General features: G+C 69.6%; 13 protein-coding genes. 4 read left to right on the forward strand and 9 right to left on the reverse strand.

The genetic code is table 11. The features are described from left to right. Positions 1 to 20: 20 nt before the first annotated feature. From ACFU99_RS18520 to ACFU99_RS18535, 4 genes are all read right to left on the reverse strand, one after another. Positions 21 to 296 (reverse strand): hypothetical protein, encoded by a 276-nt coding sequence (locus tag ACFU99_RS18520; RefSeq protein ID WP_384392961.1) that lies wholly within the window; start codon positions 294 to 296, stop codon positions 21 to 23. 111 nt (positions 297 to 407) lie between these two features. Continuing rightward, a complete protein-coding gene (locus ACFU99_RS18525; protein ID WP_384392964.1) occupies positions 408 to 941 on the reverse strand; it encodes a DUF6624 domain-containing protein in 534 nt (177 codons plus the stop codon). A gap of 16 nt (positions 942 to 957) precedes the next feature. Continuing rightward, positions 958 to 1,311 (reverse strand): hypothetical protein, encoded by a 354-nt coding sequence (locus ACFU99_RS18530; protein ID WP_384392967.1) that lies wholly within the window; start codon positions 1,309 to 1,311, stop codon positions 958 to 960. A gap of 149 nt (positions 1,312 to 1,460) precedes the next feature. Continuing rightward, positions 1,461 to 1,601: a hypothetical protein gene (locus ACFU99_RS18535; protein WP_384392970.1), complete on the reverse strand. Its 141-nt coding sequence runs from the start codon at positions 1,599 to 1,601 to the stop codon at positions 1,461 to 1,463. Positions 1,602 to 1,809: 208 nt separating this feature from the next. On the opposite strand from ACFU99_RS18535, the gene ACFU99_RS18540 reads away from it, so the two are divergent. The 4 genes from ACFU99_RS18540 (at position 1,810) to ACFU99_RS18555 (ending at position 3,441) form a co-directional block, all read left to right on the forward strand. Next, entirely contained in the window at positions 1,810 to 2,676 is an 867-nt protein-coding gene (locus ACFU99_RS18540; protein WP_384392973.1) for a DUF5753 domain-containing protein, read from the forward strand. 1 nt (position 2,677) lies between these two features. Continuing rightward, positions 2,678 to 2,905 carry a DUF397 domain-containing protein gene (locus ACFU99_RS18545; RefSeq protein ID WP_384392976.1) on the forward strand — a complete coding sequence of 76 codons (228 nt, stop codon included), beginning with the start codon at positions 2,678 to 2,680 and terminating at the stop codon, positions 2,903 to 2,905. Next, positions 2,905 to 3,147 (forward strand): DUF397 domain-containing protein, encoded by a 243-nt coding sequence (locus tag ACFU99_RS18550; protein WP_384392979.1) that lies wholly within the window; start codon positions 2,905 to 2,907, stop codon positions 3,145 to 3,147. Before ACFU99_RS18545 ends, ACFU99_RS18550 begins: the two co-directional genes overlap by 1 nt. 120 nt (positions 3,148 to 3,267) lie before the next feature. Further along, entirely contained in the window at positions 3,268 to 3,441 is a 174-nt protein-coding gene (locus tag ACFU99_RS18555) for a DUF397 domain-containing protein (RefSeq protein WP_384392995.1), read from the forward strand. Between the two features lie 126 nt (positions 3,442 to 3,567). Here the strand turns inward: ACFU99_RS18555 and ACFU99_RS18560 are convergent, their stop codons facing one another. From ACFU99_RS18560 to ACFU99_RS18580, 5 genes are all read right to left on the reverse strand, one after another. After that, positions 3,568 to 5,616: an APC family permease gene (locus ACFU99_RS18560; protein WP_384392982.1), complete on the reverse strand. Its 2,049-nt coding sequence runs from the start codon at positions 5,614 to 5,616 to the stop codon at positions 3,568 to 3,570. 98 nt (positions 5,617 to 5,714) lie between these two features. Beyond that, positions 5,715 to 6,794, reverse strand: a complete 1,080-nt coding sequence (locus ACFU99_RS18565; RefSeq protein ID WP_384392985.1) for a 2-oxoacid:ferredoxin oxidoreductase subunit beta — start codon at positions 6,792 to 6,794, stop codon at positions 5,715 to 5,717. After that, on the reverse strand, positions 6,787 to 8,745 hold the full coding sequence (locus ACFU99_RS18570) for a 2-oxoacid:acceptor oxidoreductase subunit alpha (RefSeq protein ID WP_384392987.1): 1,959 nt from the start codon (positions 8,743 to 8,745) through the stop codon (positions 6,787 to 6,789). The genes ACFU99_RS18565 and ACFU99_RS18570 overlap by 8 nt, the downstream gene beginning before the upstream one ends. 277 nt (positions 8,746 to 9,022) lie before the next feature. Beyond that, positions 9,023 to 9,694 (reverse strand): response regulator transcription factor, encoded by a 672-nt coding sequence (locus ACFU99_RS18575; protein WP_363132975.1) that lies wholly within the window; start codon positions 9,692 to 9,694, stop codon positions 9,023 to 9,025. A gap of 139 nt (positions 9,695 to 9,833) precedes the next feature. Continuing rightward, a partial coding sequence (locus ACFU99_RS18580) for a sensor histidine kinase (protein WP_384392991.1) occupies positions 9,834 to 10,950 on the reverse strand: 1,117 nt, incomplete at its 5' end.

Raw genomic sequence — 10,950 nt, forward strand, 5'->3', positions numbered from 1 at the left:
CTGCCCGTAGGCATGAGCCATCAGTCGTCGTTCTCGTCGTGATCGACGGCGATCGCGTCCTTGCCGTCCGACGGGGTGTTGCACGACGTACCGGCCATGCCCTCCACATCGAGGGCGACCTGCCCGTCGGCGAGGGAGAGCTGCGAGACCGGGTCAACGGCGACCGCGGGGCGGCGGCCGGGGGTAACCAGGGTGGTCAGCGCGTCCAGCCCGAACGGCCGGGTGGCGAGCGGGCCGGCGGGCTCGGTGCGGATGGCGTGGGACAGGGTCGGAACTCGTTCCGTGAGTACGGACATGCTGCGTGTTCCCTTCACTCGGTCTTACGGATCGGCTGGCGTGTGCGTGGTGCACCGCCTCGTATAACGAGCCTGTGAACGAGCCGAGTTGCCCGCGGCGGGACTGGTCCGTCAACAGTCCGCGTCGACGGTGCGCGCGAGGGCGTAGTCGGCGTGCGGCCCGAGTCCGACCTCGGCGCGGCGCGCGTCGAGGTGGTCGGGGTCGGCGACGTCCCACAGGCGAAAGCCGTGACCGTCGCCGGTGTCGAGGTACTGCGTGCCGAACAGCTGCGGTTCCCGCTGGTGCATGAGACACCGGTCGGAGAGGTACGCGAGGTGCCATGCGGGCGCCTCACCGCGGGCGACGGCGTCGCGGAGCATATCCAGGGCTCGTAGCTGGAAGTCGGGTTCGGCGTGCTGGGCGATGAGCCATGCCGCGGTTGCGGCCTGCTCGCCGACAAGGGAGAGGCCGGGCCATCCGTACTCGTCGAGGATGCGGGCGAGAGCGGCGGTGTTGTCGATGTCGACGGTGCGCATCAGGTCGTTGTCGGGGACGACGCTCGGACTGTTCTCGCGTACGCCGCGGGCGTGTTGATCGGCGGCCATGCGGCGCAGCAACTCGTCGGCGACGGCGGGAAGCTGCGGCGGCGGTGTGGGGTCGGGCATGGCTCTGTCCCTCTGCCTACCTGGCGGGCGGTCGGCGGGCGGCCGATGAAGAGTGCGGCCACTGACGGGCCGCGATGGCGCGGTCGTGATGTTCCTCGGGTACGACGATTCGCCGCTCTCTTCGGGGAACGCCGACCGCGGACCGCCGGCGGACGACAGCGTTTGCCGGCACGTATACGCGGGTGACTTCGATGTGGACCGAGCGGCCGACTACGTAGGCGTTGCCGTCCTCGAACTCAAGTCGCTTGCGCCTGCCGGCGAGCTCCCGCACATCGGCGACGACGTGCGGGATGCCGCCTACGGTGACCACGTCGCGCGGCCGGACGCTGTCGGCGGCAATGGTCACGGTCTGCACGAGCGGATCAGGCATACGGACTCCTTCACGGGGGAGGTGAGGCCCGCGCCCCTGCCGCAGGAGGCCGGGCCGCTTAGGGGGAGCCTCGACCGGGGCCATCGCGGCAGGGGGCGGGGGTGGGGGCGCGCCGCGGTGGACGGGCGCGGTGACGTGGGCGGAGCGCGTCATGGGGCGCTCTCCCTTTGCAGTTTGGCGAGGTGCTGCTCGATCCGCTCGCGCAGTTCCTCTTGCTTGCGCATGAGCTCGTCGGTAGTCGGCTGTTCGGGGGGTTTCTGCTGCTCCGTCGTGGGGGTCTGGCCGCTCATCGCTGTACCTCCGGCACGTGAGCGTGGCAGCAACGATGTGGTGTCACTGCGGAGTTGGGGCACCACGCTCAGCAACGCATGTCATGATGTAGGTCACAGCGTCACAGAGTCAAGCTTCTGTTTGGCAGATTGCCAATCTCACGCTCGGCGGGTGTCGGGGGCTGTTGTAGCCTCAGCGGCACACGCAGGCATAGGGGATGGAGATGCCATGGCCGTTGTCAGCAGTGGCAGTCCGCTTACCGCGCGCCGCAAACTGGGGGCTGAGCTGCGGCGATTGCGGGATCGCCTCGGACTCACGACTGAAGATGTCGGGGCGCAGCTCAACTGTCATAACTCCAAGATCAGCCGTGTTGAGCTCGCGAAGCGGGCCTGTACGCGCAAGGACTTTGACGCCTTCATGGAGCTGTACGAGGTTGACGAGGAGAAGCGCTCGGAGCTCGCCGAGCTGATGGTCCGGGGCAAGCAGCGCATCCCGCCGTGGTGGCAGGCGTACGCGGATGTGATCTCCGCGAACTACGCCGAGTTTCTGGCCTACGAGTCGGAAGCGATCCGCTCTCTTGAGTACCAACCGCTCCTCATTCCAGGGCTGTTGCAGACGGAGAGCTACGCCCGCGCGATCACCGGTCCGGGCTTCGCCGCTCTCGGCCCTGATCAGGTCGACAGCCTCGTCGAGGTTCGGATGCGTCGGCAGGAGCGGCTGCGCGATGAGGAGACGCTGACGCTCGACGCTGTCGTTACCGAGGCCGCGCTGCGCCTGCAAGTGGGCGGAGCGGAAGCCATGCGGGCCCAGCTTCGCCACCTTGTCGAAGTTGCATCGCTCCCGAACGTGACATTCCGCGTGATTCCGTTCGAGGCAGGGGAGAACGGGGCAAGCCCGGGAGCTTTCACGCTCTTTAGCGATGGGCAAGAGAGTGATGCAGACGTAGCCTTCATGGAGTCGACGGAAGCGACCACATTCCGGGATGACGCGCTCGCGCTACGCCGCCTGAACCGTCTGTTTCGCAACCTGGCTGGGGCCGCGCTGTCGGATCAGGACACTGTGAAGCTGGTCGAACGTATCGAGAAGGGGCAGTGAGATGAACGAGCCGGCCGACCTGTACGCGGTCGACCTCGCGCGCGCCGCGTGGCGTAAGAGTTCCTACACGGCGAACAACGGCAATTGCGTCGAGGTCGCCCACATCCCCACCATGCCCGGTGTCGCTGTGCGCGACTCCAAGAACGTGGACATTCCAGCGGCACGGGTCTCCCGCGCGGCCTGGTCCTCCTTCCTGGCTGCTGTCGATGACGACACGCTGGCAGGCTGATGACAGGCGAGCGAGCGAAAGCCGAGCTGTACGCGTTGGATCTTTCCGGCGTGACGTGGCTCAGTGCGCCGGACAGTGACGCGCGCGATCGCATCGAGATCGCCAAACTTCCCGGTGGAGCTGTCGCTATGCGAAACCCGGCGGACCCGGCCGGAACAGTGCTGCGGTACACCGCTGCCGAGTGGGAAGCCTTCACCCTTGGCGTGCGCGACGGCGAGTTCGATCTGTCGCCAGGCCACTGACAGCCGGAACGAGACGCAGAACAGCGCCCCTGCACAGCCTTGGAGAACGTTCTGAGAGAAATGGTGTAGACAGTGAAGCCCCAGTACATCGAGTGCGCGTCTGTTGCTGGTCTTGAGTGGGTGAAGTCGTCGTATTCCGGCACGAATAACAACTGTGTCGAGATCGCGAAACTTCCCGCCGGTGGCCGGGCTGTCCGTGACTCGAAGAACCCGACGGGCCCGGCATTGACGTTTTCAACCAGCGAGTGGGCGGCTTTCGTTAAGGGTGTAGACGCTGGAGAGTTCAACGGCTGACAGCTGCCTTGGACAACGTGGTTGAGTCCCCGTATCCGGTGCCGCCGGGTGCGGGGACCGTCTTTGTTTCCTTCAGCCGAAATGAGAGAAGTACCCCCGCTCATCGGGGATATCAGTGGTCACCTGTCAGGTGCGTTTCGTGTCACGGTCATTGCCCAGTGCCGCAGGCCCCTCATCGGGCCCGCCCTGCCCGGCGGCCCCCGCCCGCGCGCGCAGCCGCCGTACCGCCCGTTCCACGTCGAAGGGCAGGATCGTCACCGCGACGTCCCCCAGGTGCTCTACCGTCTTGGCCAGCTGGTCGCCCGTGCCGCGGTGGAGCAGTCGGCCCAGCAGCGGGGAGTAGGTGCGCCGGGGGACCAGCAGGGTCAGCGCGGTGCGGCTGTCCTCGGTGGTGTGCAGGGCCAGGCCGAGTACGGCGTGGTGCAGTCGGCGGTCCGGGCAGGACAGTAGCTCCAGCGGGACGGTGGTGGCGGATGCCTGTTCCCAGCGGTGTGCCAGGCGGCGCGCGTGCACCTCGTCGATCATGAAGTGCACGGCGCGCACCTCGTCGGGGCGGAGCTCGTGCGCGTACCGCAGCGCCTTGACGGCGGCCAGGTCGAGGGCGTCGACGAGGACGTACACCACGTGCCGCCGCCAGCGCGGCCGGTCGTCGTCGAACGGCGGCAGGTTCTCCATCGCCTCGGCCTCTATCCGGTACCGGCCGTTGATGCGGATCAGCGCCCAGACGCCGAGCGGGAAGACCACCACGACCAGCCAGGCGCCCTCGGTGAACTTGGTGACCGCGAAGATCAGCACGACGAGGGCGGAGACCACGGCCGCGGCGGCGTTGACGGCGGTCTTCCAGGCGCGGTGCGGCTCGCGGCGCCGCCAGTGGTGGACGGTCAGCCCGGCGCCCGCCATGGTGAAGCCGGTGAACACCCCGATCGCGTACAGGGCGACGAGCTTGTCGACGCTGCCGCCGGTCACCAGCAGCAGCGCGAGCGAGACGACGGCGAGACAGACGATGCCGTTGGAGAACGCCAGCCGGTGGCCGCGCCGGGTCAGCTGGCGCGGCAGGAACCGGTCCTCGGCGACGAAGCTGGCGAGGAAGGGGAAGCCGGTGAACGGGGTGTTCGCGCCCGTATAGAGCACCAGCGCCGTCGCGAGCTGTACGAAGACGAGACCGGTGGTGCCGAGCGCGCCGCCGCCGAAGACGAGGTGGGCCTCCTGCGCGATGACGGTCGGGTTGCCGTCCGCGTACGGGATGGCGTGCGTGTAGTGCGCGAGCACGGAGACGCTGAGCACCATCGTGCCGAGCACGCAGCTCATGACCGTCAGCGTGCGGCGGGCGTTGGCGCCCTGCGGCGGGCGGAACGCGGAGATGCCGTTGGAGATGGCCTCCAGGCCCGTCAGCGAGGAGCCGCCGTTGGCGAACGCGCGCAACACCATGAACAGGGACGCGCCGTACAGCCAGCCGCCGCCGCTCTCCCCGAGCGGAATCGCACCGCTCGCGTGCACGTCGGCGTGTGGGAGGCCGCCGGTCAGGGCCCGTACCAGGCCGACCGCCACTATCAGCGCGACCGCCAGTATGAAGAGGTACGCGGGGGTGGCGAAGGCGCGGCCCGCCTCGCGCAGGCCGCGCAGATTCCCGTACATCAGGATCAGCACGACCCCCGCGGTGACGGGGAGTTTGAGGTGGTCGAGGCCGGTGAAGCCGCCGCCGGACAGATGGGCCAGGGAGATCAGCGCGTCGGTGCCCGCGGCGCTCTGCACGGCGACGGTGACGATGTAGTCGACGAGCAGGGCGACCGCGGCGATCTGCGCGACGCGCGGCCCGAAGTTCTCGCGGGCGACGACGTACGAGCCGCCGGCGCGGGTGTAGACGGAGACGACGTCCCGGTAGGAGAGCGTGAGCAGGAAGAGGACCAGCAGGATCGCGCCGGTGACCGGCAGCAGCAGGGTGAAGGCGGCGACGCCGACGACCGGGACCAGGATGCGCAGCATCTCCTCCGAGCCGTACGCGGTGGAGGAGACGCAGTCGGAGGCGAGCACGCCGAGGGCCAGCGGGTTGGAGAGCTTCTCCCGCGCGAGCTGCTCATTGACGAGCGGCGGCCCGAGGAGGCGGCGCTTCACGCGGTAGGCGAGACGGTCGCGGGCGGGGGGTGCGGCGTCGGTGTCGGCGTCGGTGTCGGCCATGCCCTCATGACAGCGGGTGCCGGTGCGGGACGTCGAGAGACGCCCCGTACCGGCACCCGTGAGAGCCCGTACGGATCAGCCGCCGTACGCGGTGGCTGTCAGCCGACGACCGTCCACGTGTCGGTGCCGGCGAGGAGGGATGCCAGGTCGCCCTTGCCGTTCTGGACGACGGCGGCTTCCAGCTGGTCGGACATCTGGGTGTCGTAGACCGGCCGGTCGACGCTGCGCAGCACGCCGATGGGCGTGTGGTGCAGGGTGTCGGGGTCGGCGAGGCGGGAGAGGGCGAAGGCGGTGGTGGGGGACGCGGCGTGGGCGTCGTGGACCAGGATGTCCGCCTCGTTCTCCGGCGTGACCCCGACGACCTTGAGGTCGCCGGTGGCCGGGTCGCGGACGACGCCCTTGGCGCCCTCGGCGCCGAAGCGGATCGGCTGCCCGTGCTCCAGCCGGATCACCGCCTCCTCGGCCTGCTGCTTGTCCTTGAGGACCTCGAAGGCACCGTCGTTGAAGATGTTGCAGTTCTGGTAGATCTCCACCAGCGCGGTGCCGGGGTGGGCGGCGGCCTCGCGCAGCACCGAGGTGAGGTGCTTGCGGTCCGAGTCGACGGTGCGGGCCACGAAGGACGCCTCGGCGCCGATCGCCAGCGAGACCGGGTTGAAGGGCGCGTCGAGGGAGCCCATCGGCGTCGACTTGGTGATCTTGCCGACCTCGGAGGTCGGGCTGTACTGGCCCTTGGTGAGCCCGTAGATCCGGTTGTTGAAGAGCAGGATCTTGAGGTTCACATTGCGGCGCAGCGCGTGGATGAGGTGGTTGCCGCCGATGGACAGGGCGTCGCCGTCACCGGTGACGACCCAGACGGACAGGTCGCGGCGGGAGGAGGCGAGGCCCGTGGCGATGGCCGGCGCGCGGCCGTGGATGGAGTGCATCCCGTAGGTGTTCATGTAGTACGGGAAGCGGGAGGAGCAGCCGATGCCCGAGACGAAGACGATGTTCTCCTTCGCCAGGCCGAGTTCGGGCATGAAGCCCTGTACGGCGGCGAGGATCGCGTAGTCGCCGCAGCCGGGGCACCAGCGCACTTCCTGATCGGACTTGAAGTCCTTCATGGACTGCTTGGCCTCGGCCTTGGGCACCAGGGTGAGCGCTTCCGTCGTCGTTGAGCCCTCCGACAGCGTCTCAGTCATTGATGGCCTCCTTGAACACATCGGCGAGCTGCTCGGCCTTGAAGGGCATCCCGCTGACCTGGGTGAAGGAACGGGTTTCGATCAGGAACCTCGCCCGCAGCAGGGTGGCGAGCTGGCCGAGGTTCATCTCCGGCACGACGACCTTGTCGTAGCGCTTCAGCACCTCGCCGAGGTTGGCCGGGAAGGGGTTGAGGTGGCGCAGGTGGGCCTGGGCGATGGAGCGGCCCTCGGCCCGGACCCGGCGCACCGCCGCGGTGATCGGCCCGTACGTGGAGCCCCAGCCGAGCACCAGGGTGTCGGCGTCGCCGGTCGGGTCGTCCACGTCGAGGTCCGGGACCTCGACGCCGTCGATCTTGGCCTGCCGGGTGCGGACCATGAAGTCGTGGTTGGCGGGGTCGTAGGAGATGTTGCCGGTGCCGTCCTGCTTCTCGATGCCGCCGATGCGGTGTTCGAGGCCGGGCGTGCCGGGCACGGCCCATGGCCGCGCGAGGGTCTCGGGGTCGCGCTTGTACGGCCAGAAGACCTCGGTGCCGTCCGCCAGCTCGTGGTTGGGGCCGTGCGCGAACCGCACCCGCAGGTCCGGCAGTTCGCCGACGTCCGGCACCCGCCACGGCTCGGAGCCGTTGGCGAGATAGCCGTCGGAGAGCAGGAAGACCGGGGTGCGGTAGGCGAGCGCGATACGGGCCGCGTCGAGCGCCGCGTCGAAGCAGTCCGCGGGGGTCTTGGGGGCCACGATCGGCACCGGGGCCTCGCCGTTGCGCCCGTACATCGCCTGGAGCAGGTCGGCCTGCTCGGTCTTGGTGGGCAGTCCGGTGGACGGGCCGCCGCGCTGGATGTCGACGACCAGCAGCGGCAGTTCGAGGGAGACGGCGAGCCCGATGGTCTCGGACTTGAGCGCCACTCCGGGGCCGGAGGTGGTGGTGACGGCGAGCGAGCCGCCGAAGGCCGCGCCGAGCGCCGCGCCGATGCCGGCGATCTCGTCCTCGGCCTGGAAGGTGCGCACGCCGAAGTTCTTGTGCCGGGACAGCTCGTGCAGGATGTCCGAGGCCGGGGTGATCGGGTACGAGCCGAGGTAGAGCGGCAGGTCCGCCTGGCGGGACGCGGCGATCAGCCCGTAGGCGAGCGCCAGGTTGCCGGAGATGTTGCGGTACGTGCCGGCCGGGAAGGCGGCGGTGGCGGGGGCCACCTCGTAGGAGACGGCGAAGTCCTCGGTGGTCTCGCCGAAGTTCCAGCCGGCCCGGTACGCGGCGACGTTGGCCTCCGCGATCTGCGGCTTCTTCGCGAACTTCTTGCGCAGGAAGGATTCGGTGCCCTCGGTCGGCCGGTGGTACATCCACGACAGCAGGCCGAGCGCGAACATGTTCTTCGAGCGCTCCGCCTCCTTGCGGGAGAGCCCGAACTCCTTGAGCGCCTCGATCGTCAGCGTCGTCAGCGGCACCGGGTGGACGTTGTACGCCTCCAGGGAGCCGTCCTCCAGCGGGCTGGTCTCGTATCCGACCTTCGCCATGGGGCGCTTGGTGAACTCGTCGGTGTTGATGATGATCTCGGAGCCGCGCGGCACGTCCGCGAGGTTGGCCTTCAGGGCGGCCGGGTTCATGGCCACCAGCACGTTGGGCGCGTCGCCCGGCGTGAGGATGTCGTGGTCCGCGAAGTGCAGCTGGAAGCTGGAGACGCCGGGCAGGGTTCCGGCGGGCGCCCTGATCTCGGCGGGGAAGTTCGGCAGCGTGGACAGGTCGTTGCCGAACGACGCGGTCTCGGAGGTGAACCGGTCGCCCGTGAGCTGCATGCCGTCACCCGAGTCCCCCGCGAACCGGATGATCACTCGGTCGAGTCGGCGCACCTCTTTGTCGCCTGGACCGCCGGGTTTGCGCTGTCCGGAGAGGTACTGCGACTCGCTCTGCTGTTCGGCTGGTTCGGCCTGCTCGGCCGGGCTACTGACCTGGCTGGTCACTGCTTCGGACCTCCCTAGAGGCGGCGGCTGCACACGGTGATGTCGACCGGTGTTCCCACTGCCATCGTACGGGCGTAAGGGTGACCTTCCCTGGACGGATCACCTGCTGATTACCGGCACGAGATCCCGCTCTGTCATGGTTTGCCATGCTCTGCTCGCCCCCCGGCCCTTTCCCTAGAGACGCTCCCCGCTCGGTCTTTGGTTCTACGACCTTGGTCCTCGGCCCGGACGCCGCCGGCCGCGCGCCCGCCGTGATCCACGGGCGGCCGCCGGGGCGTCAGTTCTTGAGATAGGTCAGCACCGCCAGCACCCGACGGTGATCCCCGTCACTCGGCGACAGCCCCAGCTTCAGGAAGATGTTGGAGACGTGCTTCTCCACCGCGCCGTCGCTGACCACCAACTGGCGGGCTATGGCCGAGTTCGTACGCCCCTCGGCCATCAGGCCCAGCACCTCGCGCTCCCGCGGCGTGAGCCCGGCCAGCACGTCCTGCTTCCGGCTGCGGCCCAGCAACTGCGCGACGACCTCCGGGTCCAGCGCGGTGCCGCCCTCCGCCACCCGCACCACCGCGTCCACGAACTCACGCACTTCGGCTACCCGGTCCTTGAGGAGGTAGCCGACGCCACGGCTGGATCCGGCCAGCAACTCCGTCGCGTACTGCTCCTCGACATACTGCGACAGCACCAGGACGCCCAAGCCCGGATGGTCCCGGCGCAGCCGCACCGCGGCCCGTACGCCCTCGTCGGTGTGGGTGGGCGGCATCCGGACGTCGGCGACCACCACATCCGGCAGCTCGCCGTCGGCCGCGAACTCCGCGATGGCCTTGAGCAGCGCTTCCGCGTCGCCCACCCCGGCTACTACGTCATGCCCGCGGTCGGTCAGCAACCGGGTCAGGCCCTCCCGAAGCAGCACCGAATCCTCGGCGATGACCACCCGCACCCTGTCCTCCACGATGTACGTCCCCCCATGCTTGGCATGACCCCTCAAGCATCTCAGGATTCCGCCTCGGAACGGGACGCTCCGGGGCGGAATCCGGGGAAACGCGCGCGGGGACGGAGGCAACCAGGCCAGGGCCCGCCAGGGACCGGTGTCAGCCGCGCCAGGGCAGTTCGGCCGTTACGGACGTGGGCCCGCCCGCCGGCGAGTCCACCACCAGCAGCCCGTCCACCGAGTCGAGCCGCTCGGCGAGCCCCGCCAGGCCGCTGCCCTTCTCCAGGGACGCGCCGCCCCGGCCGTCGTCGCGCACCTGGAGCATCAGCCGGCTCTCCGACCGCCACACGTCGACGGTCGCGGTGCGGGCGCCGCTGTGCTTGCTGATGTTCTGGAGCAGCTCGGAGACGGTGAAGTACGCGCTGCCCTCGATGGCCGCAGCGGGCCGCGCGTCCAGGTCCACGTCGACGGTCACCGGCACCGTGCACCGCGCGGCCAGCGCCGACAGCGCCGGGCCGAGGCCCCGGTCGGTGAGGATCGCGGGGTGGATTCCGCGGGCCAGGTCGCGCAGTTCCTGGAGGGCGATCTTCACCTCGCCGTGCGCGTCGTCGACCATGCGGGCGGCGGCCTCCGGGTCCTCCTCCAGCTTCTCCTTCGCGAGGCCGAGGTCCATGGCCAGGGCTACGAGCCGGGCCTGCGCGCCGTCGTGCAGATCGCGTTCGATGCGGCGCAGGTCGGCGGCGGCGGTGTCGAAGACCACGACGCGGTCCGACTCCAGTTCCGTCACGCGGGACGCCATCCGGGACGGGCCCAGCAGCCCCAGCACCAGCAGCCGGTCCACCTGCGCCAGGCCCCGGATCACCCACGGGGTGCCGAGTACGACCACGAGCCCGACGGCGCTGGTGACGGCGATCTCGAAGGGGTTGTCGAGGTAGAAGTGGGCGCCGCCGCTCTCCCCGTACAGCTGGATGCCCGGCTGGCCCCAGTAGTGCGGGTACATCCACTGGTACGCCGGGTAGAGGAAGACCGCCCAGCCCATCGACCACAGCAGCAGCGCGGTGAAGGACGAGGCCATGGCCCAGGGCAGGTGCAGCAGCGCGTAGAGCAGGTGGCGCCAGGAGACGCCGCTCTTGAAGAGCGCGCCGATCCAGGCCATCGGCCCGGTCCGGCCGCGCGCCGGCCGCAGCGGCTCCGGGGAGCCGACGTCCAGGTGCAGCAGGGCGCGGGCGCGGGTCCGCTCGACGGCGCCCAGCGCCCGGCAGCCCGCGAGCCCGGCG

It is taken from the genome of Streptomyces sp. NPDC057654 (assembly GCF_042800135.1).
Classification (GTDB): domain Bacteria; phylum Actinomycetota; class Actinomycetes; order Streptomycetales; family Streptomycetaceae; genus Streptomyces.